The organism is Streptomyces sp. NPDC002676 (assembly GCF_053592455.1).
Genome location: NZ_JBSFVT010000021.1, coordinates 1 through 25,429 on the forward strand (window position 1 = coordinate 1; position 25,429 = coordinate 25,429).

At 70.5% G+C, this 25,429-nt stretch carries 33 protein-coding genes; 26 read left to right on the forward strand and 7 right to left on the reverse strand.

Features of this window, described 5'->3' with window-relative positions; genetic code table 11:
• The 22 genes from ACWD3E_RS35635 to ACWD3E_RS35740 form a co-directional block, all read left to right on the forward strand.
• Positions 1-655, forward strand: a 655-nt coding sequence (locus tag ACWD3E_RS35635) for an IS256 family transposase (RefSeq protein ID WP_451391652.1), incomplete at its 5' end; no start/stop codon positions are given.
• Positions 656-834: 179 nt separating this feature from the next.
• Complete coding sequence (locus ACWD3E_RS35640; protein WP_451391653.1) at positions 835-1,341, forward strand: hypothetical protein; 507 nt, start codon at positions 835-837, stop codon at positions 1,339-1,341.
• An 864-nt stretch (positions 1,342-2,205) separates the two neighbouring features.
• A complete protein-coding gene (locus ACWD3E_RS35645; protein WP_451391654.1) occupies positions 2,206-3,210 on the forward strand; it encodes a DUF932 domain-containing protein in 1,005 nt (334 codons plus the stop codon).
• A 284-nt stretch (positions 3,211-3,494) separates the two neighbouring features.
• Complete coding sequence (locus ACWD3E_RS35650; RefSeq protein WP_451391655.1) at positions 3,495-4,187, forward strand: hypothetical protein; 693 nt, start codon at positions 3,495-3,497, stop codon at positions 4,185-4,187.
• Positions 4,188-4,347: 160 nt separating this feature from the next.
• Positions 4,348-4,644, forward strand: coding sequence for a hypothetical protein (locus ACWD3E_RS35655; protein ID WP_451391656.1), 297 nt, complete (start codon positions 4,348-4,350; stop codon positions 4,642-4,644).
• Between the two features lie 85 nt (positions 4,645-4,729).
• Positions 4,730-5,275 carry a hypothetical protein gene (locus ACWD3E_RS35660; protein ID WP_451391657.1) on the forward strand — a complete coding sequence of 182 codons (546 nt, stop codon included), beginning with the start codon at positions 4,730-4,732 and terminating at the stop codon, positions 5,273-5,275.
• Positions 5,272-5,442, forward strand: a complete 171-nt coding sequence (locus ACWD3E_RS35665) for a hypothetical protein (RefSeq protein WP_451391658.1) — start codon at positions 5,272-5,274, stop codon at positions 5,440-5,442. The genes ACWD3E_RS35660 and ACWD3E_RS35665 overlap by 4 nt, the downstream gene beginning before the upstream one ends.
• Positions 5,443-5,457: 15 nt before the next feature.
• Positions 5,458-6,180: a hypothetical protein gene (locus ACWD3E_RS35670; protein WP_451391659.1), complete on the forward strand. Its 723-nt coding sequence runs from the start codon at positions 5,458-5,460 to the stop codon at positions 6,178-6,180.
• A 90-nt stretch (positions 6,181-6,270) separates the two neighbouring features.
• Entirely contained in the window at positions 6,271-6,564 is a 294-nt protein-coding gene (locus ACWD3E_RS35675) for a hypothetical protein (protein ID WP_451391660.1), read from the forward strand.
• Positions 6,561-6,740: a hypothetical protein gene (locus ACWD3E_RS35680; RefSeq protein WP_451391661.1), complete on the forward strand. Its 180-nt coding sequence runs from the start codon at positions 6,561-6,563 to the stop codon at positions 6,738-6,740. Before ACWD3E_RS35675 ends, ACWD3E_RS35680 begins: the two co-directional genes overlap by 4 nt.
• Before the next feature lie 308 nt (positions 6,741-7,048).
• Positions 7,049-7,957 carry a hypothetical protein gene (locus tag ACWD3E_RS35685; protein ID WP_451391662.1) on the forward strand — a complete coding sequence of 303 codons (909 nt, stop codon included), beginning with the start codon at positions 7,049-7,051 and terminating at the stop codon, positions 7,955-7,957.
• A gap of 41 nt (positions 7,958-7,998) precedes the next feature.
• Complete coding sequence (locus ACWD3E_RS35690) at positions 7,999-8,169, forward strand: hypothetical protein (RefSeq protein WP_451391663.1); 171 nt, start codon at positions 7,999-8,001, stop codon at positions 8,167-8,169.
• A gap of 42 nt (positions 8,170-8,211) precedes the next feature.
• Positions 8,212-8,856: a hypothetical protein gene (locus ACWD3E_RS35695; protein ID WP_451391664.1), complete on the forward strand. Its 645-nt coding sequence runs from the start codon at positions 8,212-8,214 to the stop codon at positions 8,854-8,856.
• A gap of 395 nt (positions 8,857-9,251) precedes the next feature.
• Entirely contained in the window at positions 9,252-10,787 is a 1,536-nt protein-coding gene (locus tag ACWD3E_RS35700; protein ID WP_451391665.1) for a ParB/RepB/Spo0J family partition protein, read from the forward strand.
• A 94-nt stretch (positions 10,788-10,881) separates the two neighbouring features.
• Entirely contained in the window at positions 10,882-11,205 is a 324-nt protein-coding gene (locus ACWD3E_RS35705; RefSeq protein ID WP_451391666.1) for a hypothetical protein, read from the forward strand.
• 95 nt (positions 11,206-11,300) lie between these two features.
• The gene (locus ACWD3E_RS35710) at positions 11,301-11,678 is read left to right on the forward strand and encodes a hypothetical protein (protein ID WP_451391667.1); all 378 of its coding nucleotides are present in this window, start codon (positions 11,301-11,303) and stop codon (positions 11,676-11,678) included.
• A gap of 101 nt (positions 11,679-11,779) precedes the next feature.
• The gene (locus tag ACWD3E_RS35715; RefSeq protein ID WP_451391668.1) at positions 11,780-12,400 is read left to right on the forward strand and encodes a cell envelope biogenesis protein OmpA; all 621 of its coding nucleotides are present in this window, start codon (positions 11,780-11,782) and stop codon (positions 12,398-12,400) included.
• 64 nt (positions 12,401-12,464) lie between these two features.
• Entirely contained in the window at positions 12,465-12,755 is a 291-nt protein-coding gene (locus ACWD3E_RS35720; protein WP_451391669.1) for a hypothetical protein, read from the forward strand.
• Between the two features lie 59 nt (positions 12,756-12,814).
• Positions 12,815-13,780 (forward strand): hypothetical protein, encoded by a 966-nt coding sequence (locus tag ACWD3E_RS35725; protein WP_451391670.1) that lies wholly within the window; start codon positions 12,815-12,817, stop codon positions 13,778-13,780.
• 142 nt (positions 13,781-13,922) lie between these two features.
• Positions 13,923-14,444 (forward strand): single-stranded DNA-binding protein, encoded by a 522-nt coding sequence (locus ACWD3E_RS35730; protein WP_451391671.1) that lies wholly within the window; start codon positions 13,923-13,925, stop codon positions 14,442-14,444.
• A 76-nt stretch (positions 14,445-14,520) separates the two neighbouring features.
• Complete coding sequence (locus tag ACWD3E_RS35735; protein WP_451391672.1) at positions 14,521-15,366, forward strand: DNA-processing protein DprA; 846 nt, start codon at positions 14,521-14,523, stop codon at positions 15,364-15,366.
• Between the two features lie 69 nt (positions 15,367-15,435).
• On the forward strand, positions 15,436-15,708 hold the full coding sequence (locus ACWD3E_RS35740; RefSeq protein ID WP_451391673.1) for a hypothetical protein: 273 nt from the start codon (positions 15,436-15,438) through the stop codon (positions 15,706-15,708).
• Here ACWD3E_RS35740 and ACWD3E_RS35745 read toward each other — a convergent pair.
• Positions 15,705-16,262 (reverse strand): hypothetical protein, encoded by a 558-nt coding sequence (locus tag ACWD3E_RS35745; RefSeq protein ID WP_451391674.1) that lies wholly within the window; start codon positions 16,260-16,262, stop codon positions 15,705-15,707. The genes ACWD3E_RS35740 and ACWD3E_RS35745 overlap by 4 nt on opposite strands.
• A 393-nt stretch (positions 16,263-16,655) precedes the next feature.
• Between ACWD3E_RS35745 and ACWD3E_RS35750 the strand changes: the two genes are divergently transcribed.
• The 3 genes from ACWD3E_RS35750 (at position 16,656) to ACWD3E_RS35760 (ending at position 18,409) form a co-directional block, all read left to right on the forward strand.
• Entirely contained in the window at positions 16,656-16,967 is a 312-nt protein-coding gene (locus tag ACWD3E_RS35750) for a hypothetical protein (RefSeq protein WP_451391675.1), read from the forward strand.
• A gap of 73 nt (positions 16,968-17,040) precedes the next feature.
• The gene (locus ACWD3E_RS35755; protein WP_451391676.1) at positions 17,041-17,394 is read left to right on the forward strand and encodes a hypothetical protein; all 354 of its coding nucleotides are present in this window, start codon (positions 17,041-17,043) and stop codon (positions 17,392-17,394) included.
• Between the two features lie 109 nt (positions 17,395-17,503).
• Positions 17,504-18,409 carry a helix-turn-helix transcriptional regulator gene (locus tag ACWD3E_RS35760; RefSeq protein WP_451391677.1) on the forward strand — a complete coding sequence of 302 codons (906 nt, stop codon included), beginning with the start codon at positions 17,504-17,506 and terminating at the stop codon, positions 18,407-18,409.
• Positions 18,410-18,589: 180 nt separating this feature from the next.
• On the opposite strand, the gene ACWD3E_RS35765 is transcribed toward ACWD3E_RS35760, so the two are convergent.
• The 4 genes from ACWD3E_RS35765 to ACWD3E_RS35780 form a co-directional block, all read right to left on the reverse strand.
• Positions 18,590-18,796, reverse strand: a complete 207-nt coding sequence (locus ACWD3E_RS35765; protein WP_451391678.1) for a hypothetical protein — start codon at positions 18,794-18,796, stop codon at positions 18,590-18,592.
• Positions 18,797-18,994, reverse strand: a complete 198-nt coding sequence (locus tag ACWD3E_RS35770) for a hypothetical protein (protein ID WP_451391767.1) — start codon at positions 18,992-18,994, stop codon at positions 18,797-18,799.
• 72 nt (positions 18,995-19,066) lie between these two features.
• Positions 19,067-19,564, reverse strand: a complete 498-nt coding sequence (locus tag ACWD3E_RS35775) for a hypothetical protein (protein WP_451391679.1) — start codon at positions 19,562-19,564, stop codon at positions 19,067-19,069.
• A gap of 186 nt (positions 19,565-19,750) precedes the next feature.
• Positions 19,751-20,686, reverse strand: a complete 936-nt coding sequence (locus tag ACWD3E_RS35780; protein ID WP_451391680.1) for a helix-turn-helix domain-containing protein — start codon at positions 20,684-20,686, stop codon at positions 19,751-19,753.
• 128 nt (positions 20,687-20,814) lie between these two features.
• Here ACWD3E_RS35780 and ACWD3E_RS35785 point away from each other — a divergent pair, with 128 nt between their 5' ends.
• On the forward strand, positions 20,815-21,858 hold the full coding sequence (locus ACWD3E_RS35785) for a saccharopine dehydrogenase family protein (RefSeq protein ID WP_451391681.1): 1,044 nt from the start codon (positions 20,815-20,817) through the stop codon (positions 21,856-21,858).
• A 72-nt stretch (positions 21,859-21,930) separates the two neighbouring features.
• Here the strand turns inward: ACWD3E_RS35785 and ACWD3E_RS35790 are convergent, their stop codons facing one another.
• Positions 21,931-23,385 carry a hypothetical protein gene (locus tag ACWD3E_RS35790; protein WP_451391682.1) on the reverse strand — a complete coding sequence of 485 codons (1,455 nt, stop codon included), beginning with the start codon at positions 23,383-23,385 and terminating at the stop codon, positions 21,931-21,933.
• Positions 23,382-24,824, reverse strand: coding sequence for a hypothetical protein (locus ACWD3E_RS35795; RefSeq protein ID WP_451391683.1), 1,443 nt, complete (start codon positions 24,822-24,824; stop codon positions 23,382-23,384). The genes ACWD3E_RS35790 and ACWD3E_RS35795 overlap by 4 nt, the downstream gene beginning before the upstream one ends.
• Positions 24,825-25,429: the final 605 nt, after the last annotated feature.

A 25,429-nucleotide genomic window follows, 5' to 3' on the forward strand; every position in this document is an offset into this window, starting at 1 on the left:
CGTGGACGGCACCCGCGACATCCTCGGCATCTGGGCCGGCGACGGCGGCGAGGGCGCCAAGTACTGGCTGCACGTGTTCACCGAGCTGAAGAACCGCGGCCTGGACGACGTGCTGATGCTGGTCTGTGACGGACTCAAGGGCCTTCCCGAGGCCGTGGAGACCATCTGGCCTCGCACGATTGTTCAAACGTGTGTGGTTCACCTGCTGCGGAACTCGTTCCGTTACGCCGCCCGCCAGGACTGGGACAAGGTCGCCAAGGCACTCAAGCCCGTCTACACCGTGCCCAACGAGGACGCGGCCACGGAGCGGTTCTTGGAGTTCCAGGAAGCGTGGGGCCGGAATTATCCGGCGATCGTGAAGCTGTGGTCGGACGCCTGGGCCGAATTTGTGCCGTTCCTCTCCTTCGACGTCGAGATACGCAAGGTCATCTGCAGCACGAACGCGATCGAAAGCGTCAACGCCCGCATCCGCAAGGCCGTCCGCGCCCGCGGCCACTTCCCCAACGAGGCCGCCGCCCTCAAGTGCATCTACATGGCACTGATGAGCCTGGACCCGACCGGCAAGGGTCGCAAGCGGTGGACCATGCGCTGGAAGGCACCCCTGAACGCGTTCCAGATCACCTTCGAGGGCCGCCTGACCCCAAGCAACAACTGACACCTCAACAACCGAGATCAGCCGTTGACCCCCCCCGTCCAAAGCGGTGCGTCACACTGATCGGCCCGGAAAACGAGACGTCGAAGCGATGTCCGTGGTGGCCCGTAGAGTGCACAGCGCCCGGCTGGAGAAACGGCTGCGGCTGTCGGTGGCAGGGAGACAAACAGGAGGACCTGCGGGTGGGGAACGTGAGGACGGGCGAGGAACGGGAGCACTGGGAGCTGCTTCCCGGAGTTGGCGTGGGACCACTGCGGTTCGCAATGAGCCCGGCCGAGGTCGCCGACGCACTCCAGGTATCCGGACCCCGGGAACGGGTGGGCGGGCCATACGCGCAGGAGGACTTCCCCGACGGGGTGAGCGTGTTCTACGACGCCGCAAAGCTGGCATGCGTCGCGCTGGATGCGGCCACCGGCCCGCAAGTCGCCCTCGCCGATGTCCCCCTGACCGGGCGCGATCCCCAGCAGACACAGCAATGGCTCCTTGACTACGCCGCTGAACACGGCAACTGCCTGCTCTACACCCTCGACGGCTCACTCGCACTGACCGATCTCGGGCTCCTCCTGCGCTCACAACAGGTCGGCAACGCGCACCTGACGCGTCCGCTCATCGTGATCGAGGAGTGGCTCGAGTCGACCTACTACCGGGACCACCTACCGCTGGAAGAAGCCCCCACCAAGCCGGAGTAACTCTGGGGCCAACTCAACCCGCTGCCAGAGATCAACAGTCCCACACAGCCCACAGCGGAGAACCAAAAACCACACCGACGCCGTCCACACCCCGACGACCACCGAAACTGCGCAGCACCCAATCAACCTGCGCAACGCCCCCAACCGATGGCATCACCGCAGATCAAATACCCGGCCGACCGCCAACCCTGCTCACCATCAATGGGTGATCAAGCACCCAACCCCAACCAACACACCTGCACAATCCCAGCTCACAGCCCTGCCCACTACGCAGAAAAACTGGTCCCTGACACTCGGTGTCACTGAAAACGTCATCCCAATGAGATCAGTATTCGGCGCCAAATCGACACAACCTCTGTCCATATTTCACTGAGTGGAACGTCTGTCGCTGAAACCAGAACACCAAGTGCTGAACGGCCATCAGTTCACGATGGTAGTGGACCAGTTCTCCGCCAGTTCCCCTACTCAGGCCATCGCCGCGCCTACCCCTGCCTCTCGTCATGCCGGGCGCACCAGCGCCCGCCCGAGCGCGGAGGCCCCGCCGACGCGCAACCTGAAACCCCGGCCCCGATCCCCGAGGCCGCCGCGCCGCCCTTGCCCGCCCCCACCTTTCTTCTCATTCGGGCAGGGAGAGCGGCAGCAGAGGGGATGTCAGCTCCCCCGACCACGCGTAAGAGGCCACCTGACCTGGGGTGTTGGAAAGGTCGGCCGCTGGTCGAGGACAGGGGATAGCGCAGGAGATGTCGCAGGAGTTTGCGCGTGGGGTGGTGCAACAGATCAAGACGGCTGTATTATGGAACATGTCGGAAGGGGTGGCCCCCTACCGGACACGCCGAAAGTTCGTCACCAGAAGGGAAGCCCCAAGTGGCTCACGAGATCGAGAAGTTCACCGACGGCACCGCAGCTTTCGCCTCCGCCAACACGAGCGCCTGGCACAAGCTCGGCACCGTCACCGATGGCGCGATGACCGCCGAGGAGGTCATGCGCATCGCGTCTCTGTCCGGGTGGAACGTGCGTCTCCTGCCCCTGACCGCGACCGAGATCACGGCCGACGGAACCACGCCGCTGGAGGTGCCGCAGCACTTCGCGACCGCGCGGACGCACCCGAAGACCGGCCGCACGCAGACGCTCGGAGTGGTCGGGAGCGACTACCACCCCGTTCAGAACGAGGAGCACGCCGAGTTCCTCAACCTTCTGGCCGACGAGTCCGGCGCGCACTTCGAGACCGCCGGATCGCTCAAGGACGGCCGTCAGGTGTTCCTGACCATGAAGATGCCGCAGGGTCTCACGATCGGCGGGAACGACGACGTTGATCTGTACATCGCGGCCTTCAACAGCCACGACGGAGGCAGCGCGTTCCGCATCGTGGTGACGCCGGTCCGGGTGGTATGCGCGAACACCATGCGCGCGGCCATCCACGGGGCTCGTTCCTCGTTCGTGGTGCGGCACACCGCCGGAGCCAAGGCCCGCATCGCGCAGGCCCGTTCCGCACTCGGTCTGACATTCCGGTACGCCGAGGAGTTCGAGCAGGCCGCACAGCGCATGATCGAAGCCGAGATGACGCTCAGCGAGCTGAAGTCGGTGGTGGACGAGCTGTGGCCGGTCAAGGACAGCGCTCACGCCCGCGCCAAGACCAACCAGCGCCAGCGCTGGGGGGCGATCTCGAACCTGTTCGAGCACGCCGACACCCAGGCCGGTATCCGGGGCACGCGGTGGGCCGGATACAACGCGCTGACCGAGTACGCCAACCACGTCGCCCCGACCCGGGGCAAGACCGATGCCGAGAAGGCGGACGCCCGCGCCGAGCGGGTCATCAGCGGAGCGGCGAACGACCTGATGGAGAAGGCATTCGCCCTCACCACGGTCTGACCCCCTGAACGCCGGGTGGGCACCCCAACTCCCCCATGGGGGTGCCCGTCCGGCCCCACCGGCCAGCAGTGGCCGCATCCGCCCGGAGCGCGGAGCGCTCAACCCCGCATCAGGAGCGCGGAGCGCTGCCCGCCGGCCCCTGCCGCGTAGCGGCAGCGCATCGCGTCTGTGGAGCAGCCCGCGCGCCAAGAACACGTTCGTCCCTCCCTGCGCCCAGGCCGCGCCGGCGGACGCCCATCAACTCGACACCCACCGCCCACCCACCGCCCCACGGAAGGCCATCCATGCCCATCCCGAAGTGGAAGATCAAAGGCATCGTCGACGACTGCGACACGTGCGGCTGCTGCGGCCGCCGCGGACTCAAGCGCACCGTCGCGATGATGCCGCTGGACGCCGACGGGAACGAGGACGGCACCGCCGAAGACGTCGTTTACTACGGCACGTCGTGCGCCGCTACCGCGCTGAGCTGGACGCAGGGCAAGGTGACCGACACCGCGCGCGCCGCCCAGGCCGAGCGGGACCAGCGCGACAACTGGGCGCGCCGGATGCTCAGCATCTACGCCCCGGTGGAGTTCGCCCCCGTACGCGACAAGGCCCGCGTCTACTACGGCCGCACCCAGCAGCAGCGGTACACGGGCGTGAAGGCGACCGAGGAAGTGGCGAAGCTGCTGGCCGAGGCCCGCGCCACGCTGGCCGACACCACGACAGGCCCGGCCCGCCCGTGGCGAATCGAGGACTTCCGCCGCTACGTCGTGATCTTCACCAGCGACGACCGGATCTCCCTCGTGCGACGCGTGCCAGAGGAGGAGGCCGAGCGCCAGGAGCAGGCCGCCGCCGCCCAGCGCCGCGCCGACGAGATCCGGGGCAGCGTCCTGGTCGTGGCCGCACTGAACACCGGGGCCGCGCGCGACGTCGCGTACGCCGACGAACTGACCCGCGAGTGGAACACGAAAGCCTGGCAGGCCGCCCATGCCTGAGACCGCGCCCGCGCCCCGGCTGTTCATCGGGAGCCGCGTCACCTACCACGGCACCATCACCGAGATGCACGACCGCCCCCTGTACCTCCTGCCGTGCACGTGATTCGGCCACTGCGACGCCTGCTGGGAGCAGGACGACGAGTTCGGCGAGCGGCGCCCGATGGAGCGGGACCACTTCATGGCGGTCGGCCTCACCGCCGAACACCGCCTGCAGCACGTCCGCCGGGCGCACCTGGTCCCGATCCCGCACGAGTGGCCCGCGGACGCCGTTCCGTTCAACATCAACGGCTACTGGTACGCCGCCGCGTACGCCACGGCATGCGGAAGCGACCGGGCCCGAACGGTGCACTTCTACACCGCCGAGGACTTCATGGGGCGCACGTGGTGCCACTTCCGGGAGCCTGCGCCCGACGTGCGTCGCCTGGACGAGCAGGGCCGCCGCCGCCCCGTCATCTGACCGAGTCCCGCGCGCCACAGCGCGCGGGACACCCCCGCCCGCCGCGCGCAGCCGGCCCCCAAACCGTCGCCCAGCTGGAGTCACCGTGACGAGCCTGCACCCCGACCAGCCCGCCCGCGCCGACCGCCGCACCCTGCCCTATCCCGGAGACGAAGCGATCAACGCCGCCCGCGACCGCGCGCACCAGGCATTCGCTCAGCTCTTCACCGCCCTGGGTGCCGGACGTCACCGCCTGCACTACGCCGCGGTGGACGTCGACGGCCGGTATGCCCTGGCCAGCGCCACCGTCGACGTGACGACCGCCCCCGCATGGCACCTGGACGCCGACCCGGACGAGTTCACCGTCATCGAGGCCGCCGTGACGGCCGCCCTGGAGGGCAGTTGCACCGTCCTGGCCACCCTGGTCGTGCAGACCGAGCAGGCCCCGGGCCCGGTCGTGTGCGGGTGGCGGATCGAGCGCGGATGGCTGCACGGCATGGGGACCGCCGTCGTGCAGGCCGCCGTACGGCCCTGCGCGAGCAGCTCAACGCCTCTCGCCCGCGCCTACTCCGCGCCGTCCCGTCCGAGGCGGACCCCGCCGGAGCCGTGCGCTACTGCCTCACCGGTGCCGCCAGCGGAACCGTCCACGTGATCGCGACCAGCAGCCCCGCCCGGTGGGACCGGTTCGACGCCGTCCGGGCCACCCTCGGATCCGCCAGCGCGCGGGAGTGGCCCGCCGAGCCGCTGGTGCGCATCCGAGGCCGCGCCTACCAGGGCAACACGCTCAGGGTGCTGGCCTACTCCGCCGACGTGCCCTGAGGGTGGCAGGACCCGATGTCCCTGGTCGACACCGACGACCGCCCCGCGCCCGAGCAGGCCAGCCAGACGTTGACCGCCATCCTGCGCGCGTGCGCCGGCGACTACGCCGCGCGCAGCGACTTCCCCAGCCTCCAGCACGCGGCCCGTCACCGCGACACCCCGCAGCTGCTGAAGGGGCTGGACGCGATGATCTCGCACGCGGAACGGGCACAGGCCCGCTGGCTGGAGGAGGCCGAGGCCCACCGGGCCGAGGCCGCCCGCAGTCTCGCCGCGTGGTGGACGCTGGCCCGCTGGTTCACCGACCGCCCGCACCCGGTGCTCGCGCTGCTGCTGGCACCGGACCGCGAGAGCCTGGCCCACCGCGCCAAGTACCTGCCGAAGTGGGCCGAGATCAGCAGGGGCGCAGCCGACGCGGAGGGCCGCCGTCTGACGCTCTTCCGGTCGGAGTACGAGGGGTTGACCCGGCCCACCGCCGCGCCGGAGAGCGAAGAGCGCGCGTACTTCGTGATCGGTCAGTGGACGGGCGGGGGCGACGTCGACATCTGGCACGTGGAGGCGGCCCCCGCCGATCCGGGCGAACGGGCCGACGTCCACGAGCAGCACCAGGAGGACGCCGAAGAGACCTTCGGCAGCGTCAACGTCGTCTACGCCGCCAGCCCGCAGGCAGCAGCCGACCAGGCCCGCAGGGAAGCGCGCGAGACCAGCGAACGCAACCACCGCGAGCTCACCCGCCCGTAGGCCGACGAGCCCGCGCCCCGGGGTGGCCTGCCGCCAGGCCGCCCCGGCCCCGCCCCTTGTCCTGCCCCTGATCACGAGGAGAGACGACCCGTGGCAACGTTCACCCACGCCACCCCGGAACGCTGCGCCCAGCTGGGCCGCGCCCTCACCGCCGCCGGCCTCACCTGGAGCGACAACGGCCGCCAGGACGACCCCCAGTTCCTGGACTACACCGTCACGGACCCGCACGGCCGCACGCGGCGGATCAGCCCCGCCACCAACTTCCAGATCTCCCCGTCCAGTCCGGGGCAGATCTGGGAGGCCAGCTGTTCAGCGCTGATGACGACGACCCCGATTCTGTCCGCCCGCCAGGTGGCGGAGCGCATCAAGGACGCCCCGGCATGAGCAGCCCACCGCGGCCGTTCCGCCCCGAGGACTTCGAAGAGCGATGCGAAACCTGTCTCGCACCGCCCGGGCAGATCTGCCACGCCTGGTGCGACACCGGATACACCGCCGACGACGCCCGCGCCGACGCCGAGCGCCACGACGCCCACCGCAACTCCAAGCCCCCCGCGCCGTAGGCGCACCGCCCCCACTCACCCACCCACCCCCTGCACAGAGGGAGACCATCATGGAACTGTCCAACCCCCCTGGCCTTGAGTTGCTCGCGCGCGCGGTTGCCGAGCAGCTCGAGGCACAGCCGGGTGGAACCGCCGCGAGCGGGCAGGACTGGCGCGACGCCTGAGCGCGCCAGTTCCACGCACGCGACCCGGCATCTCCCGCTCCGACCTGCGCCGTTCACGGTGGGGCAGCGCTGAGAAATCCAGTTGCCCCATCCTCAGGATTACGTATTATGGAACATGTCGAATTGCAAGCGAGGAGGCTCCCCATGGACCTGCACAACGCAGCCGCGCTGCTCACCAACCATGCCCAGCACGCCTACACGCTCCAGCGCGAGGCTGGCGCCGCCCTCACCCTGGGCGCCCAGAGCGACCCCCGGCGGCTGGCCCGACTCGCCCACCGGGCCGAACGCGCCGTAGAGCTGACCGTGTTGTGGGACGGAGTCCTCTACGAGGCCCACGCCACCGACCAGCGCGACCTTTTCCCGCTCGCCGACCCCGCGCGTATCGTCGCCGCCGCCCGCACCCTGCGGACCCTCACCCGCGACGGCATCACTCGGGCGTACGACCTGACCTGCGAGCAGTTCCCCGACAGCACCCCGGAGAGCCCCGCCAGGCACTGGGCAGCACGGCTCTTCCTGCTCCACACCAACATCGTCGATCACCTGCCCGGCGCCTTCACGGCCCTCGCCGTCCTCGCCGAGCTGCACGCCCGGCTCACCGACGTACGGCTGTCGGTCGAAACCACGGCCGCGCTGGAGCTGGTCACCGCCCTGCGCGAACGACGCGACGCCGCACCGGTGGCCGCCCGCGACATCCCCGCCTGCGCGGGCGAGATCCTGATCCGCGCGCTGGAACTCGCCGCGTTCCAGGGGTGCGGCCTCACCAGCGCACCCGGCCCCGGCAACACCGCCGTACTCGTCCCGCTGGTCGAAGGCTGGAGGATCCAGGTCGACGACGAGGGCTCCGCCGGGCACGCGCCGGAGGACCACGGCAGCCGCAGGGGCAGCGGAGGGTGGAAGCCTCGCCTGTACGACCCGGACGGTGAAGCGATCGACGTGGTGCGCCACCCCTCCCCCGACACGGCTGATGACTGCCTCGCCGACAGCGCAGCGTGCGTCCGCCAGCTGTCGCAGTGGCGGGCCGAGAACCAGGCGAAGGGCCCCGTCCAGGACTGAGCACCAGCCTTCCCCGCCCGCCCGAGGCGAAGGAGGCTCCGATGTTCCCCGACCCCGAACCCGACGTACACGCCCACCCGGACGCCGACCGCTGCATCTGCACACTCCTGCGCTGCGGCGGCTCAGTCCTGGCCCCCGGCTGCCCCAGCCACGGGATGACCTCGGGACGCACCTTTACCTGGCACTTCGCCGACCCGTACCCCCACCGCTGACGTGACCGCTCCGGGAGATCCCGCACTGAAAGGACCGCCGCCATGCCCCAGGCAGACACCCCGCTGGACACCGCCGACCTGTCCGCGCTCGCCCACCGCCAGCAGGCCCGGTTCACCACCGGGCACGGCCCGGTTTCCGTGCGCAGGTACGCCCGTTCCTCGGACTTCGTACGGGCCGCCGTGCGCTCCCGCAACGGCCGGGACCGCGCCGCGCTGCTGACGCTGCACCCGCAGGCGTACCCGCTCGCGCCGGCCTGGCTGGCCGCCATCGCCAAGGCCGCGCCCGAGACGGCCGACCACCGCCGCCCGTCCGCCTCCATGGTCTCGGTCCGGCTGCTCGCACGGATGACGCCGGATCACCGCAACGGCATCCCCCGGCAGTCCGACGGCTCGGTCGGCTGGAGCGTGCCCGGCGCGTCCGCGCGCGTGTGGCCGGACGGCCGGATCGAGTTACGCAGCACCGCCGGAACGCAGCTCGCCGGTCGGCTGGAGGGCTCCGAGTGGGATCACTTCAGGGTGGCGGCCGTGGCGGACGCAGACCTGCGGCTGCTGTGCGCTCCCGAGGCCCAGCACCTGACCAGCGTCCACCGTGGCGCGATGCTCCTGCGGCTGGAGCGTGACCGTTCCCTCGCAGCTGGGCGCCCGCGCGGTGGCCCAGCAGCACCGCCGCCAGGCCACCGCCAGTGAAGCCGAGTAACTCCCCCACACCCGAGGGCGCGTACGCCCCCTGCCCCGGCACCGAACCTGAAGGAGGTTCCGCCATGCCCCGCTCCGCCAAGTCTCCGCCGCCCGCGCCGGCCCCCGCATCTGATGACGAGCGCAGGTGCGTCGACTTCGGTGTGCCCTGCGCCGAGCAGGTGACATCCATCCCCCCGCCTCCAGGGCGGAAGGCGCGCCGTGTACGCCTGCTCCGTGCACGCGGCTCGACGCCGTCAGGCGTCCTGACCTGCTATTGGGCGCTGAGGCAGCGCTCAGAAATTCAGTTGCCCCATACCTCAGAATACGTATTATGGAACATGTCGAGAAGGTGGCTCCTTCCCGGCACCGCTGAAAGTCCGTCAACCAGCACAAGGAGGCCAGAGATGGCCACAGCCACGACGAGTGCCACCGCCCAGTCGGCCGACGCCGACGCCGACGAGGCGGACCTGATCGCGGTCCTGCTCGACCCGGACGCCATCGTCCGCGACGACTCCAACGCCCGCGAGCACGACCGCGAGCCCGACGACGACCTGATCAACTCCGTCAAGGCCGTCGGTGTCCAGGACCCCGTCAGCGTCCGGCCCCGCCCCGACGGCACCTACGGCGCGTTCAAAGGCTGGCGGCGCAGCCAGGCCGCGCAGATCGCCAATGCCACCGCCGAGGCGGAAGGCCACGAGCGGCGGCAGATCAAGGCGTTCGTCCGCGCCGACCTGGTCGGCCGGGACGCATGGACGCGGTTTCTGTCCCTGATCGAGAACCACCAGCGCGAGGGCATGTCGGCCAAGGACACCCTCAAGGCCGCCGAGCTCTCCCTGATCGGCATGGACGAGGTCGAGCAGAAGGCCGCCGCGCGCGCCCTGGGGCTCAAGCGCGGCACCGGCAAGCGGCTCGGCCGCGCCCAGCAGCTCGACGACGCCACCCTGCGCCGCGCGTCGGCCGGAGGGATGGACCTGGAGCAGATGGCCACGCTCGCCGAGGTCGCCGACGTCCCCGACGCGGAGCACCGGCTGTCGCGCGCCCTGGCCCGGGACCAGGCCACCGAGGACGGCGGGCGCGGCCACTGGGACCAGGAACTCGCCCTGCTCAAGGCCGAGCAGGCCGACCGCACCGCCCGCAAGGAGGCCGTCGCGGCACTGGAGAAGGCGGACATCCCCCTGCTGCCCACGCAACTGGCGTACGGGGAGAAGGAGACCGCCCGGGCACTGTCGGAGCTGACCACGCCGCTGGGCAGGCCTCTTGACGAGGACAACCACAAGGGCTGCCCCGGCCACAGCGCCCGACTCGACGACGAGCACCAGCCGGTCTGGTACTGCGCCGACCCGTCCGCCCACGGGCACAAGCTGCGCCCGAAGCCGAAGCCGGAGAAGACGGCCGAGGACGAGGCCAAGGCAGCTGAGCGGGCCCGCACCACCGCGTGCAACCGGGCCTGGAAGGCGGCGGCCGGTCCCCGGCAGGAGTTCGTCTCCCGCCTGGTCCGCTCCAGCAAGGCCCTGCCGGAAGATGCCTGGAAGTTCGCCGCTTCGGTGCTGCTGGACTTGCCCCGCTTCTACGGCAAGTGGGCCGGTCGGCAGGAGGCCGAGGGCTTCGCCCAGTTGCTCGGCGTGAAGCTGCCCGAGACGCCGTTCGAGCGGGTGCGCCTGTCGGAGCTGGTCACCGTCTCCAAGGCTCGGCTGCCGCACGTGCTGTTCGCGCACGTCGCCGCCGCGTTCGAGCGCGACATGCGCGACCCGAAGGGGTGGAACGACGCCCGGATGCAAGTCCGCTTCTGGGAGGACCTCACGCCGCAGCAGGCCACCTACCTGCTGCTCCTGGAGAAGCTCGGTCAGGACGACAAGGGCTCCTACCGGTTGTCGGAGGTCGAGGAGCAGGCGGTCGCCGCTCACCGGGGCGCGGACGCCGACGCCACCGACGAGGCCTGAGCCGCACGGACCAGGCCACGCACGCGGGACGGCCGGGCACCCTCGGTGCCCGCCTCCGCACCCGACGCTCACTCAAGACCACACGGAGTCCCTCATGTCCACGTCCGGTCCTGCCGAGCCCGCGCCGAGTCGGCGCGACCAGCCGCTCACCCTTGATGTGCTGCGCCGCCTGGTCGGCAACGACTGGGCACGCCTTCCCGGCAGCACCCTGGTCGTGCTCTCCATCGATCCCGAGGGCAACGGCTTCTCGCCGTTCAGCACGTACGCGCGCGCTCGCTACGCGCCCGAAGCCGACGAGCTGCGAGGCGAGGTGTACCCACTGGAAAGCGAACTCGCCCGGGACGCCGAACTGCGCAGGCTCTACCCGCAGATCCCCCTAAACGCCGTCGCCGCGCTGGTGCTCTACCCGCTCGGCTGACCGGCCCCATCCGGCCGCCATCCGGCGGCCGGATTCCTCCACCGGGCGCACGAGACGCCCGGACCACCCCACCGAACAGGAGAGGGGACACACCCATGCCCACCCTTGCCGAGATTCGCGCATTCGTCGGCGGGCTGTCCGAGGTCGGCGCCCTGGTCGCCGTCCAGGAGGCAGCCGCCGCCCGCCTGGTCGAACTCGACGCCGCCAAGCGCCCGGACATCTTCCCGGGCCGCCTCGGACGGATCAACACCACTATCACCCCGGCCTGCCTGCGCCGTCTGACCGGCACCGTCGGCAAGCCCAACAGGACGGGTAGCCGCTTCGACTTCGTGTTGGACGAGGACTCCACCGCGCAGCTGCGCCGGGACCCGCGCAACACCCGCTTCGCCGTCCCCGAGGGCGAAAGGCGCTACCGCATCCCGAAGGTCCCGGCCTCGTGCATCGAGCTCACCGACACCCCGGCCGACTCCTGACCGCCTCGGAGATTCGGGGGCGGCGCGCCGAGTGCTGCCCCCGGCCCGGGCCCCGCCATCCCGTCCTTGCCCACAACTCTCGCGAAAGGAACGTGACTTCCATGAGCCGCGCGATCCCCGTGCGCTGCCTGGCCCGGCCGCTGGCCGGCGGACTGGTCGTGCCGTGGGTCTCCCTGATCCACAACGGGCACGCCGTATTCGGCAGCCTCGACGCCGACCGTGCCCGGCGCGCCTTCCTCCAGCGCCTATGCCAGATTTGCTCCCAGCCCCTTGAAGAGCGGTTCTTCGTCATCGTCCGCCCCGCCGACCAGCAGCAGGGCTACTCCCCCGAACCCGGGCTCCACCCGGAGTGCCAGCCCTACACCGCGGCGAACTGCCCGATGCTCAACGGCACCGCCAGCCACTACCGCTCCCGCCCGGTGCTCGCCTCCCATCCCGCGTCCCGCCCCTGCGCCGACCGGTCGTGCCCGTGCCCCGAGCTGACGCCGGACGCGGGGCACACCGCCCGCAGCGGACGGCCCGCCGACCGGTACGAGGCATGGATGATCGCTGCCCGGCACTACCAGCTGGTGTTCCGCCAGGACGCACCCGACGTCCCGGTCGGGATCAGCCTTGACGTGCCCATCCTGCGCACGCGCGTCCTGCGTGAGGCCGTCCTGCCCGCCGACCACGCCGCCCTGCTCGACCTGCTGCGCGCAGCCCTGGGACTGGAGCAGCCCTAGCCCCCACGTGCCGGGCCCAGCCCGGTACGCCGCCCCCATCTCCGTGACCCCGAAGAGGAGTTGCATGCCCACCGCGTACCCCGTGACCCTGCCACCCGTTCCCGACGACCCGGAGACCGCCTGGCACGCCCAGCGCGTCAGCGACACGGTCTTCGAGCGGCCGGACGAAGGCTGGCCCTCCGCCACGACCCTGTTCGCGATCGACGCCTCCAGCCCGGCCGAGGCGGAATTGCGCGTCCTGGCGTGGATCAACCACAGCTACGAAGACGACCTCCGCCAGGCGACCGCCACCGCCGAACACCAGGCCGGCCCCCACCGCTGGCACGTCAGCCTGCGCATTCTCGGCGAATTCTGAGCCCGAGGCAGGCGTGCCCCACACCGCCCCGCCACCCACCGAACCGAGAGGAACCAACCGTGACCACCCCCGAGCCGAAGACCCCCGTCGACCGGAACACCCCCGTGGGCAAGGCCGTCATCGCGCTGCACCAGCAGCTGACCGATCTGGAGGAGCGCACGGACGAGTGGCCCGGCGCGGACGTCGCCGACATCCTCAGCGGCTGGCTGGAGCAGTTCGACTTCACCGCCCCTGACCCGGCCGTCGCGCACATTCCGCCGCGCCCGCCGGGACAAGCCTGGGTCCTGCGCCGGTGGGACCGGCACGTAGACGGCATCGGACTGTTCACCGACGAGGACTCCGCGCTGGCCGAGCTCGCCCGGCACGTGCGCGGAAGCTGGGACAACCTCCTGGGCGACGGCGACATCCCCGACGAACCGCCCACCGACGACTCCACGGCCGTGGACCTCTATTACGGGCCCGACCGCGACAACCGCCCGGACGAGGGCTACTCGCTGTACGCCGACGCCATCAGCGGGCGGGGCCGCCCACGGATCGTGCCGCTCGCCTTCCAGTTCCCCGACGCCGTCGACTGCGAGCGCGCCAACCGCGCCGCTGTCTTCCACGCAGGAATCCACGACGGTCTGCCCTGTCTGGAGGTCGACGGCGTCCTGGTCTTCGCCTACCTCGACCCCCGGGTCGGCGCCGTCCGGGTGTCCGTCCACCTCGACAGCGCCCCGGACCACCTCGTGAGGCCCGATGACACGGTGCCGCTGCGGGTCAAGGTAGAGGACACGATCGTGCTCGACGACAGCAACGCGGAAGGCGCCCCCAGGCCGCCGCTGCTGGACGCGCTGCTGAGTGCGGCCGACGCCGTACGGATACAGAAGGAGCCCGTCCTCGCCGCGGCTCTGGCCGCCGGCGTCCTGTGGCGCTGCCCAGCCTGCCAGTTGGACAACCCGGCTGCGGCAACCTGCTGCGAGGGGCCCGGGCCCTGCCGAACCCCCCAGCCTGCCGCAGGGGTTGAGGCGGAGCGCGAATCGTAGGCCGAAGCCGGCCGCTACGGGGCGGGTGCCTCCCCGGTGGAGAAAAAATGGATGACACCCGTCCCGGTTAAAGGTATTATGGAACTTGCTTGGGTGACTCCCGGGCACCGCCAGACCGTTCGTCGCATCAAGGAGTACCTCCATGAGCGGAGAAACCACCGCTGTCATCCGCGGCCGCATGTACGGGACCGTGCAGCTGCGCCACACCGAACGCGGCACACCCGCCGCCCGGTTCACCGTGATGCAGGCCTCGCGCGAGTACGACCGCACCCGAGGGCAGTGGCGCGACGGCGAGCCGGTCCCGGTCATCTGCACCGTCACCGGACCGCTCGCCCGGCACGCCGCCGAGTGCCTCACCGACGCCGTGCACGTGATCGCCACCGGGCACCTGGCCCTGCGCGCGGGCCTGCTCCACCTCGACTCCGCCCAGGTCGGCGTCGACCTCGCCCACCACGTCGCCTACATCGACGACACCCTGCCCGCCGTCCTCGCCGGACGCGCGCCCGCCCCGGCACCGCGCGCGGCTGCAGCCCCCGAGCCCGCACCCCGCGCTGAACCCCGTCCGGCCGCAGTTCCCGCCGCCGCACCCGCTGACCACTGGTGGCAGTCGCCGCCGCGCCGCTCCTGGGACGCGGTCACCGCGCCCAGCCGCACCGGCCGCTGACCCCACCACTCGATCCCGCAACGCCCATCGCGGCACCGGCATGCCCGCCGGCCGCCGCCGTTCACGGAGGTACGCCGTGCCCAGCACCGCCCTGTCCGAGCGCGCCGCCCGCGCCGCGCTGGCCGCCCACTTCGCCCCCCATCAGGTCGCCGCCCATCTCGCCCACCACCCTGCCGAGGAGGTCTGGCAGTACGGCGTCGACCACGACGCCAGCGGCCGCCTGGCCCAGTACAAGCCGCGCGAGGAACTCGCCAACGCCCAGCTGACGTGCCAGTTCGTCATCCCCTCGGAAGACGTGTGGCCCGCCGCCCTGGCCGACCTCGGCCCCGACTGCCCACTCGGTCTGTGGGTGCGCGGACACCAGCAGCTGCCCCGGCTGACCGCCCCGGCCGTGGCCGTGACCGGCAACCGGGCCGCCACCGCCGAGGCCCTCACCCGTGCGAAGGCCTTCGCCACCGCCGTCGCCGAGGCCGGGCACACGGTCACCGCCACGCTCGCGTACGGCGTCGACTCAGCAGCCCACCGGGCCGCCGCTAAGGCCGGGCGCCCGACGCTCGCCGTTCTGCCCCGCGGCCTGGACCGCGCCCACCCGCACGACCACGCCCAGCTGCTGAGCTCCATACCCGCCAGCGGCGGCGCGGTGGTCAGCCTGTTCCCGCCCGGCACCCCGGCCAGCGGAGCAACGCTCCGGGCCAGCGCCGCCCTGCTCGCCGCGCTCGTGCGGGCGGTGGTTCTCGTCGAGGCCATGGACCACGCCGAGGCGGCGATGCACACCGCCGAGGTCGCCGCCGACCTGAACCGGCCCGTGCTCGTCCCGCCCCCCACCGGCGACGTGCGCGCCGACGGCAACGTCCGCCTGCTCGCCGAGCAGCGCGCCGTCCTCGTCCCCGACCCCGCACACGCGCTCGCCGCCCTGCGCTGACCAGCCCAACCGCCCTTCCGTGCCCGGCCGTTCGGCCAGGCACGGACCCCGGAAGGAGTGACGGAGGCCATGCCCCGCATCGCGTACACGCTGTCGCTGCCCGGCCTGAGCACCACCGACGACCTGGACACCGTCATCAACTGGGGACTGGGCGCCGACTCGACCGCCTACCTCGCGCAGATGCTCACCGCGCCCGACGCGCACGGCATCGACCTGGAGCGCACCGCCGCCGTGACGCTGCGTGGCGTTCGGGGGACTCATTCGCCATTGTGGAGTATTGGCTCGCCGCCAGCACTCCGCACTCTGGCGTGGGCTGTGCTTTTTTCGACTCCTGGTGGTTAATATCCTTCCGCCTCACTCGCTTCACTCCTTTTACTGAACTTCTTTTCCGCATGCTTGGACCATTCACGAAACGCGATGGCAAGCGTTCCAAAAGTAACGACGTTCGACACCATTTCGCTGACTGTGAGCGCCTCCGGCCCCTTGGCGCCGCTGACGATGTCCGCGATTCCTCTAATTCCTGCGAGGTTGAAGAAGGCGATTGAGAGCCAGAAGAGAACACGGGCGAACTGCGCAACACGCGACTTCAGTGGGTCGAGCATCAGCAATCTGCACAGATTTACATTCTTCTCCTTGCGGTGAGCGGCAACCATCTGTCGCTCAGTCGTTCTGAGGCATGTGTCAAGCCAGTCCAGGGGGGTCGGGGCGTCGGTCACCTGCTCAGAGAGCCTCCGGGTCTGCACCCAGTTGTTGATGAATTGCACCTGTGCTGCGGCGTACTGCAGTTGCTGATCGGCACTCTTGGCTTTCCAGGAGTCCTTGATCATCAGGCTGATACCGCCGACCATCGCTGTGCCGACTGGAACCGCAACCGCTGAGACGATAATCGCCGTCACGTCCATAAGGTCAACCACTCACTCTCGCCCGTGCCGCGCTCCATACGCTTGGAGATCTCGCAGCGCTTTCCTGTCCGTCTCGAGAGCAGGACCACAAGATTTACTTCGCCATGTCACCACTATGACGGTTGCGAGAGGACATGCCGTCCTTACACTGCGTGGCGATCGGGGGACGCATTCGTCCCCGCGGAGTATTGCTCGCCGCCAGCACCCGGCCTTCCGTACGGTGCAGGTCAACGGGGCGCGGGTGGTGGACGAGTGGCTGCCCGTCAAGGACTGGTCAACCGCCGCCGTCAAGGAGTGGCACGTCGACGCGCCGGTTCCGTACTCCTGAACGTACGACTCCGTGCCCGGTGCTGGCGACTGGTCCGGTACCTCCATCTCCTGCTCGCTGTGCGTCTTCGCCTCCAGCGCGACGTGCTGCTTTCCATCGGCCGGCGACCGCGTCTGGCCGACCTGTACGCCGAGGTTGATCGGGCGCGGGGCGACAGCTTCCGCGCGGACTGGCGCATCGCCGACTTGATCCGGCATGCCGAGCAGTGCGGGGCGCCCGACCCGGGCGTCGTCTGCCGGGACGACGGTCCGGAGTTCACCGCCCTCACGAAGCAGGTACGGGCGGCGCTGCAGAAGGAGCCCCGCAAGGAACCCGAACTGGCTCGCCACGGCGGCCGCGCCCTGTGCGACGGCTGCACCGTTCACAGCTGATGACCAGCGTCTGCCCCGCCAGCCGAAGCCCGCGGCGCGGCAGGCGCCCCCTACAGTGGATGAGGAGATGACCATGGAGATGAATCCCACAGCCCTGCTGTTCGATCTCGCTGCCCAGGCCCAGAGCGTGAGCGACCCGGACACGCTGCGCGACTTGCTGTCTGCGGGCCACCGGGCCTGGTGCGAGGGCGTCGCCGACGTCCGGGCCGGTGTTGACCGGGAGACCTCGAGCCTGTCCGACGCCGAACTCTCCGAGCGGTGCGCCGCTGCGGGCGCGGCGTGGGAGGAGGGGATGACGCGCGACGAGGCGCTCTCCGCTCTCGCGTTCGTGACCTGGGACGCGGCGCCGGCCGCCATGGCCTACACGGAGCTGGAGGAGCGTGCGGCGCACTTCGGTGTGTGCCTGCTGGGCGAGGAAGTGCTGTAAGCGGATTTGGCGTCAGGCTGGACAGCAAACCGCCCCCTTTGGCATTATCGAACATGTCGCACTCGTCCGAGTGCCGGCACCGCCGTGCTGACTATTCCAAGGGGACCTGATGTCTTCCGCCGACCGGCTCGTGGACACCGCGCAGATCGTGTCCGAGTTCGGCACGAGCAAGCCCCGGGTCAGCGAGTGGAGCAACACCCCGGACAGCGGCTTCCCCGCGGTCGCGCGCACCGAGGGCCGCAAGCGGTTCTGGCGCTACGACGAGGTCGCCGCGTTCTTTGCGCAGCGTGCCCCGAAGAAGCGCACGCTGCCGACCTCGGTACTCGAGGCCGACCAGGACGAGCTGCTGACCAAGCGGGAAGTGGCCCAGCTTCTGGGGTACACCCGCACGTCGACCATCGACGCCTACTTCCGCGACCGACCCGGGTACTTCCCGGAGCCCGACAAGGACGTCGACGGCTCGATGTGGCGCCGCGGCACGATCGTGGCCTGGGTCGCCAGCCGCCCCGGCAAGGGCCGGCGCAGCTCCGCTCCGGCGGCAGCGCGGCCGGAGGTGTCGGCGGACGGGGACCCCGAGGAGTTGCTCGGTACGGCCGAGGTCGCTGCGCTGCTCGGCTACGGCAGCCCGGCTTCCTTCTCCAGTGCCCTCTACCAGGGGCGCATCCCCGAACTGCCCGAGCCAGAGGCCCTGGAGAAGGAAGAAGGCAGCCGCGGCCCGGGCCGCAAGAAGTGGCGGCGGGCGACTGTCGTCGCTGTCGCCCGCAAGCGTGGTGTGCTGCCGCCGGCCGACCAGGACGAGAACGAGGACCTGGTCGGCGCCGCCGAAGCAGCCCGCATCCTGGGATACAGCAACGCCGACAACTTCATCAGCGCACTCGGGCACGGGCTCCTGCCCGACCTCGAGCAGCCCGACGGATACGAGTACCGACGCGGCAGCGGCGGCCGCCCCCGTCAGCAGCGCTGGAAACGCTCCCGCCTCGAGGACCTGGCAGCCCGCCGCTCCTCGACCTCCTGACTGCAGCGCACCGAACCGCGTCGCAGGCGGGATACCGTAAGACCGCGGCCTCTGGTTTTAGGGATCGACGAACTCCCGGCGGGCCAGACGCCGCACGATGGCCGGTATGGAGAGGCCAGCCACCTCTCCCCCGCGAAGCCACACGGCTTCGCGGAACCGGCCATCGCTACGGATCTGCTGCTACTTCTGCCTCAGCCGCTCGGGGAAGTACGTCCTGAGCGTGTTGAGAGACGCTCGTGCCCAGAGGACGCCGGCAACCGGCCCCAGGACGAGACCGATCGGTAAACCGATCACCCACGCCTCCCGCAGGTTGCCCATGCTGCCATCCGGGTCGAGTGCCGGCGCGAGCAGCCAGGGGGCAACGGAGGCGGCCAGGAGGCCGAGCACTCAGCCCACCGTGAACACAGGATGGTTCGGCAGGCCCTGCGCCCGGCGCAGGCGAATCACGTGGATCGGCCCCGCCAGAGTCGCGACGCCTGCCGTCAGGAACCACATCACGCCGATCAGGAAGCCCGTCGCCGGCCTCACACTGCCGTGGAGCTCCGGTGCCGTCGAAGGCCACGTCAACCGGATCAAAATGATCAAGCGTCAGATGTACGGCCGGGCTGGCTTCGGCCTTCTGCGGAAACGAGTCCTGCTGGCATCCTGACGGGACAGTCACGAGCTCTGCTGGAGTCGCTCCGCGGCCTGAGCAGGGGTGTCGTAGTAGCCAGGCCGTGCCAGCAGGACCGAACTGAAGTAGTAGCCCTGCTCTTCCTCTGGCTCGTCGTCGGCCGCGAACGGGCGCCAGAAGCTCAGGAGCAGGTCAGAGGCGACGAAAGACGCCGGGTCGTCGGGGTCTGCCTCAATCGAGGTGTACTCGCCCAGGCGTTGCACCAGCTCGCCGGCCGGTATCGCGAACACGTCCAGGCCCCGGAAGATGACTCGGTCTGTCTGAGTCGACGGCCTCCCAAGCTCAATGCCTTCGAGCATGTCTCGCATGCAGTGGATGCTGATCATCAGTCCACTGGGACGGAAGATGTGCTGACCCGGCCGGTCGGACTCCGAGACCGCGGAGAGATCGCGGAACGAGTCCAACGCCGCGTTGGCCGATTGCCGAGTCATACCGATCCGCAACGGTCCAACGCCGTTTGGTGGGGCGAGGTCGAAGTCCATGCGGGCATGATCCCAAACCGGTCTGTCAACGGATCACGAAGGGCCATCCAGCCCTGAGACATTACAGAGCGTGACTGCTCCACAGAAGTTGGACCAGAACCCGAGTTTGGGCAGCGGTTGTTCAGCACGTCGGACAGCACTGTGCGTGGCGTTGTTCGATTGCCTGGTGGGGCCTTGGGACTACTCCTAGGGGCGGAAGGTGCGGCGATAGGTGTCGGGTGGGACGCCGACGCTGCGGTGGAAGTGGCGGCGCAGGGTGGTGGCGGTGCCCATGCCGGTGGCCACGGCGATGGTGTCCACGGTGGCGTTGGTGGTCTCCAGCAGTTCCTGGGCGTGGCGGATGCGCTGGGTGTGGAGCCACTGCAGTGGTGTGGTGCCGGTGAGGTGCTTGAAGTGGCGGCCGAGGTGGCGTGAGCTCATGCGGGCCTGGCGGGCCAGATCCTCTACGGTGAGCGGTTGGTCCAGTCGCTCCAGCGCCCAGGGGAAGAGCTCGTCCAGGGGGTGGTTGCCCGGGGTGGGGACGGGGGTTGCGATGAACTGGGCCTGGCCGCCGTCGCGGTGCGGCGGGATGACCAGACGGCGGGCGATCTTGTTGGCGATGGCCGAGCCGTGGTCGAGGCGGACCAGGTGCAGGCATAGGTCCATGGCGGCGGCCTTGCCCGCGGAGGTGAGGACGTCGCCGTTGTCGACGTAAAGGACGTCTGGATCGACGGTGGCCGCTGGGTGGAGCCGGGCCAGTTCCCGCGTGTGGGCCCAGTGTGTGGTGGCGCGCCTGCCGTCGAGCAGTCCTGCCGCGCCCAGGACGAAGGCGCCCGTGCACAGTGAGGCCACGCGGGCGCCGGCCGCGTGAGCGGCGCGCACCGCCCCGACCAGCTCGGCGGGCGGTTCGCGATCCGTGTCGGCCCAGCCGGGGACGATCACCGTGTCCGCGTGCGCGAGGTGGTCGAGTCCGTGGTCGGGTTCCAGGCGGAAGCGGTCGACGCGCACCGGACCGCTCCCGCAGAGGGAGAAGTCGTACCAGGGGTCCACGATGTGGGTCAGGTCGGCCCCGAAGACCTCGACGGCCACGGACAGTTCGTAGTGGAGCATGCCGTCGGTGACGGCCAGCGCGACAGTGGGCATGTCCGAAACTGTACGTGGCATGTCGTTTCCGACGCTCGTGCGGGGTGCTGCCACGAGGACAGGATGTGGGTGTCAGGCCGCAGCGGATCGACATCGCAGCGGGCGTTCGAGTGCACGGGAGCAGTCTCATGGGGTCAGGTCAGCTGGTGGCGGTGTTCGGCGCGTACGGTCACACCGGGCGGTTCGTGGTGGCGGAGCTGGCCGCGCGTGGGTTCGTCCCGGTGCCATCCGGGCGCAACGCGCAGGCTTTGGAGGAGCTGGCCGACGAGCACGGGCTGGAGGCCCGGGTGGCGTCGGTCGAAGACCCGGCCTCGCTGGACCGGGCCCTGGCGGGAACGGCGGCGGTCATCAACTGCGCCGGCCCCTTCGCCTCGACCACCGGCCCCGTGATCGAGGCCGCGCTGCGCGCGGGGATCCCGTACCTGGACGTGGCCGCCGAGCTCGAGGCAAACCTCGACACCTTCGCCCACTACCGCGAGCGGGCCCGGGACGCGGAAGCGGTGATCGTCCCGGCCATGGCCTTCTTCGGCGGTCTCGGCGACCTGCTGGCCACCGCGGCGATGGGCGACTGGACCGAAGCCGACGAGGCACACATCGCCTACGCGCTCAGCAGCTGGCACCCCACCGCCGGCACCCGGCTCTCGGGCGCGGTCTCCCGCGAGCGGCGCGGCGCCAACCGCCTTCGCTACAGCGGCGGACAGTGGGAGCACCGCACCGACGACGCGCCCACCCTGAAGTGGTCCTTCCCGGATCCGATGGGACCCCGGCCGGTGATCGGGGAGTTCACGATGGCGGACGTCGTCACCGTCCCCCAGCACCTGTCCATCCCCGACGTGACCACCTACATGACCGCCGAGGCGGTCCGCGACGTCGCCGCCCCCCACACACCAGCCCCGACCGCCGCCGACAAGAGCGGGCGCTCGGACCAGACCTTCCTCGTCGACGTCGTTGTGCGCTCGGGCGGAGCCGAACGCCGGGCCACGGCCAGCGGCCAGGACATTTACGCCGTCACCGCGCCCCTTGTCGCCGAGGCCCTCGAGCGCGTCCTGACCGGCCGCACCAAGACCATCGGCGTCGCCTCCGCCGGCGAGATCTTCGACGCCCCGGACTTCCTGCACGCGCTCGCCCCGCACATCGAACTCGACCTGAACCCGCAGAAGCAGACTGCCTGACATCAGCCATCCGCCCGGCTGTCGGCCGCGCCCTCAGCTCAGCTCAGACTTCGTACGCCTCGTAGCCGAACATCAGCTGGCGTCCGCGGAGTTGATGGGCGACAGCAGGCCGTTGCCGGGCCACAGGGGAGATCCTGCTTCAGCCCAGGCCAGGTGCCTGCCGATCTCGACGAGGACCTCGATCCGGTCCACGGGCCCGTACGCCAGATGTGCGCCGGACGTGGGGTCGATGGCGCGGATCTCGCTGTGCGGGCCGGCGCACACCAGGGCGCGGGCGATGTCCGGCAGGCCCAGGCTGAGGGCGTCGCAGTCATGGTCGCGGATGAGCTGCAGCAGGTCTTCGGTGGCTGCCTCCCAGTCTCCGACCTCCGGCCAGCGAGCGCCTCCGTCGAGTTCGTGGGTGAGCGTGGAAAGCGGCACTATCTCGCCCGGTCGGCGGCCGTGGACAAGGCGGTCGTGGATGCGGGCGCCGTCAGGCTGCCGTACGCGGGGGTGCAGCAGAGAGGCTGCGGCCACGACGGTGGTGTTGATCTCCTGGGCGCCGACCGGGTAGTAGGGCTCGTGCGCGAACAGGAGGTAGACGTCCAAGGTGGGGACAGCCGGGCCGGGTTCGGGCTGGGTCATGGGGAGGGTTCCCTTCTGCAGCGGTGGGTTCGGTGCATGACGAGCTGCCGGATCGGTCGTCGACCGGGGGCCAGGCGGGTACGGGCCCAGGGGACGACCAGGGTCGGAGGCCTGGTTCGCGCCGGCTGTCATGTCCTCTGCGGTGCGATTGAGGATCTGGGCGACCTGGTGGGTGAGTTGGAGCATCAGCCGTTCGCGGGCGATGAGGTCGGCTGAGGCCGAGCGGGTGTCCCGGGTCTGGAGCAGGCCTGCGGCGTCCCACAGCAAGCCCTGGCCGACCTCGGCCGAACGGTGCAGCTCGTAGCGATCGCTTCCGGCGGCGGCCTGAACGAGGAAGGTCTGCAGGACGGCGAGGCGCTGGAGGTAGCGGCAGGCAACGTCGCCTTCGGCCATGCGGACGTGTTCGCGGGCCCGGGCATCCAGCAGGTCCGGGAGGTGCTCGGCGAGCAGCGGGGCAAGGAGCATCGCCGGCAGGGCGACGTCGAGGGGGACTCCGTGGCGGAGGGCGAACAGGCCGGAGAGCAGGCTGACGAGGGCGATGGCGCAAGCGGCGAACCGCAGCGATCCGGGAACGGTGTTCACGGCGATGCGCTGGGCGGGGCGCCGGGTGAGCCAGCACAGGGCCAGGCGCTGCAAGCGCGTCGCGGCCGGGGGGAGCACCCCGATCTGGTGGGGGATCTCGGGCGGGCTGCCATCGCCGGGGACGGTCCAGGTGAGCCATCCCCAGAGGGTGCGTTCGTGGACGAGTGCGGGCTCGCAGGCGGCCGAGCAGGTGTGGCCTGGGACGTGGGCGGTCCGCAGGGCGCGGGAGCGTTTCTTCTCCCACCGCCCCGGGTCACGGGTGAAGGGGCGCTCGTGGTGCGCTGCCGCGGTCGGCGGTGGTGTGTGGAGGGTGTCCGTCACGAGGTGCTTCCTTCCAGGTGGTGGTCTGTCAGAGCCGAGTCGCACGTGGTGCAGCGGCCGTCGCCGTCGGGGTGGGCGCGGCGGGGTGTGGGGCCCGGGCAGGTGCGGCAGAGCGGCCAGCCGAGACAGGCCGGGCAGAGGTCCTCGCCGGGGGCGGTTCCGGGAGCGCCGCAGCCGGCGCATTCGACGAGGGCCCGGTAGGTCAGGGCCTCGCTCACCGTGCGCGCGGCGGCTGATCCGGTCATAGGCTGCAGCGGCGGGTCATCCCACACGGGCTGGTCATGGTCGTTGGCCGCGCTGGCGGGCGGCGGGTAGGCCTGGGCGGCGCGCAGGCGGGCGGCGATGATCGCGCCAACCGTCTTCCGTACCGGGTTCGGCAGGGGCCGGGCGGCGATGACGTGCCGCAGTTGCTGAGCGTTCCAGCCGGACTCCAGCATCACGGTGACGACGCGGCCTTGGTCGGTCAGCGCCTGCCCGGTCAGCAGCAGCTCGGGGCGGGCCGCCCCGAGGTCGAGCAGCAGCCGGATCCCCGGATGCATCTCATCCGCCGCGGGCGCGGGCGGCGGGGACGTCGGCGTGTCCGGTTGGTCCGTCCGTCCCGGTGTTCGCGTCGCTTCGCCGCGGCACGGACGGAGGGGTCTGGTGTTCTGCTTGTTGGGGTTCTTTCTGTTGGTGTTCTTAGTGGACCGATCAGCCAACGTAGGGTCATCCACTGGTGGAAAACCCGACTCTGGTTGTGACCTGCTGCTTTGCAGAGCGGGCAGGTCGGTGATGAAATACGCTGCCGCGCCGAGGGTGCCGTCTGGGCCGCGCTCGCGTTCCCGCACCAGGAAGCCGTGCTTCTCCAGCTCCTTAAGCCCGCTCTTGACGGCTGCGTCACCGTCGCGGCCTCGGCGGGCGATGTCGGTGACGGTCATCCGCCAGCCGTCCCGATGCGTGGAGAGCAGTCCGAACAGGCCCTTGGCCTTGAAGGACAACTGCGTGTCGCGGAAGAGCCCGTTGGCGATCTGGGTGAACTGATCGGCCGCCATCACACCCCGGCGGATCCCCGCCAGGAGGCCGTCGGTGTGCTCGGCCTCGGGGGCCGTGACCACCAAGCCGGCTTCGATCTGCGCGATGTCCAAGGTGGCCGGGCGGTCCGTAATGCAGTAGACGATCTTCCCGAGGGTGCCGTCCGGGCGGCGCAGACGTTCACGGATCAGGTAGCCGTGCGCCTCGAGCTCCTGCAGGCCGGTACGTACCGCTTCTCGTCCGTCCGGGCCCAGGCGAACGAGGTCGGTGACCGTCACCTGCCAGCCGTTCCTGTGCGTACTGACGTACCCGAAGATCCCCTTCGCCTTGTAGGAGAGCCGGGAGTCCCGGAACAGCCCGTTGGCGATCTGTGTGAACTGGTCTGCTGCCATCACGCCCCGGCGGACACCTGACCCGAAGCGGCTCACCGCCGTACCTCCGAAGCAGGCCGTGTGCGGTGGCCAGAGCAGCGCACCGGGCCCGCCGAGGTGAGGCGGCCGGCGGGCCTGGGTACGCGGGCGTGCGTGTGTTCCATGTCGTCAGCTCACCCGCCGACCCCGACCAGGCTGACGGCCACGAGCCCCGACCATCGATCACGATCCGGCAACGCAGTCGTCTAGCTGCCGTGGTCGGGCTCATGGTCGGGCCGACCACGCACCTTCAGCCCAGGCGCTCAGCCGTTGCGCAGCCGACTGCGCAGCCCCGCACGGGCTTTGCGCAATCGGGCTGCGCAACCGGTCAAGGATCCTGCGCAGTCGAGCTGTGCGGGGCGGCTGCGCAGTCCGCCCGCGCGTTCCTGATCTTCTCCTGCGCAAGTTCGGGTGGCCCACTGCGCAGGCGCCTGGCGGACCCCGGTCGGCTTCCGTCTGCGCATCGGTATCTGGGTCTGGTTGGCCGAGCGGCACGTGATCGCACAGCGGTCGCCGGTCCGGGAAACGTGCGCCGGATGCAACGGCCTGTCGCCAGCTCGCGGCTGGCCCCATGGTCGGGCCTGTGGTCGGGCCGACCATGACCCCGACCATGGACTTCGTGT

What these genes read in the sequence shown, in the direction of transcription:
- ACWD3E_RS35690 (WP_451391663.1), top strand. Translation starts at nt 7,999, where the DNA reads ATGTTCCCCGACCCCGAACCCGACGTACACGCCCACCCGGACGCCGAC.
- ACWD3E_RS35755 (WP_451391676.1), top strand. Translation starts at nt 17,041, where the DNA reads ATGGAGATGAATCCCACAGCCCTGCTGTTCGATCTCGCTGCCCAGGCC.
- ACWD3E_RS35685 (WP_451391662.1), top strand. Translation starts at nt 7,049, where the DNA reads ATGGACCTGCACAACGCAGCCGCGCTGCTCACCAACCATGCCCAGCAC.
- ACWD3E_RS35695 (WP_451391664.1), top strand. Translation starts at nt 8,212, where the DNA reads ATGCCCCAGGCAGACACCCCGCTGGACACCGCCGACCTGTCCGCGCTC.
- ACWD3E_RS35650 (WP_451391655.1), top strand. Translation starts at nt 3,495, where the DNA reads ATGCCCATCCCGAAGTGGAAGATCAAAGGCATCGTCGACGACTGCGAC.
- ACWD3E_RS35670 (WP_451391659.1), top strand. Translation starts at nt 5,458, where the DNA reads ATGTCCCTGGTCGACACCGACGACCGCCCCGCGCCCGAGCAGGCCAGC.
- ACWD3E_RS35680 (WP_451391661.1), top strand. Translation starts at nt 6,561, where the DNA reads ATGAGCAGCCCACCGCGGCCGTTCCGCCCCGAGGACTTCGAAGAGCGA.
- ACWD3E_RS35710 (WP_451391667.1), top strand. Translation starts at nt 11,301, where the DNA reads ATGCCCACCCTTGCCGAGATTCGCGCATTCGTCGGCGGGCTGTCCGAG.
- ACWD3E_RS35785 (WP_451391681.1), top strand. Translation starts at nt 20,815, where the DNA reads ATGGGGTCAGGTCAGCTGGTGGCGGTGTTCGGCGCGTACGGTCACACC.
- ACWD3E_RS35760 (WP_451391677.1), top strand. Translation starts at nt 17,504, where the DNA reads ATGTCTTCCGCCGACCGGCTCGTGGACACCGCGCAGATCGTGTCCGAG.
- ACWD3E_RS35700 (WP_451391665.1), top strand. Translation starts at nt 9,252, where the DNA reads ATGGCCACAGCCACGACGAGTGCCACCGCCCAGTCGGCCGACGCCGAC.
- ACWD3E_RS35655 (WP_451391656.1), top strand. Translation starts at nt 4,348, where the DNA reads ATGGAGCGGGACCACTTCATGGCGGTCGGCCTCACCGCCGAACACCGC.
- ACWD3E_RS35730 (WP_451391671.1), top strand. Translation starts at nt 13,923, where the DNA reads ATGAGCGGAGAAACCACCGCTGTCATCCGCGGCCGCATGTACGGGACC.
- ACWD3E_RS35715 (WP_451391668.1), top strand. Translation starts at nt 11,780, where the DNA reads ATGAGCCGCGCGATCCCCGTGCGCTGCCTGGCCCGGCCGCTGGCCGGC.
- ACWD3E_RS35775 (WP_451391679.1), bottom strand. Translation starts at nt 19,564, where the DNA reads ATGGACTTCGACCTCGCCCCACCAAACGGCGTTGGACCGTTGCGGATC.
- ACWD3E_RS35780 (WP_451391680.1), bottom strand. Translation starts at nt 20,686, where the DNA reads ATGCCCACTGTCGCGCTGGCCGTCACCGACGGCATGCTCCACTACGAA.
- ACWD3E_RS35720 (WP_451391669.1), top strand. Translation starts at nt 12,465, where the DNA reads ATGCCCACCGCGTACCCCGTGACCCTGCCACCCGTTCCCGACGACCCG.
- ACWD3E_RS35740 (WP_451391673.1), top strand. Translation starts at nt 15,436, where the DNA reads ATGCCCCGCATCGCGTACACGCTGTCGCTGCCCGGCCTGAGCACCACC.
- ACWD3E_RS35705 (WP_451391666.1), top strand. Translation starts at nt 10,882, where the DNA reads ATGTCCACGTCCGGTCCTGCCGAGCCCGCGCCGAGTCGGCGCGACCAG.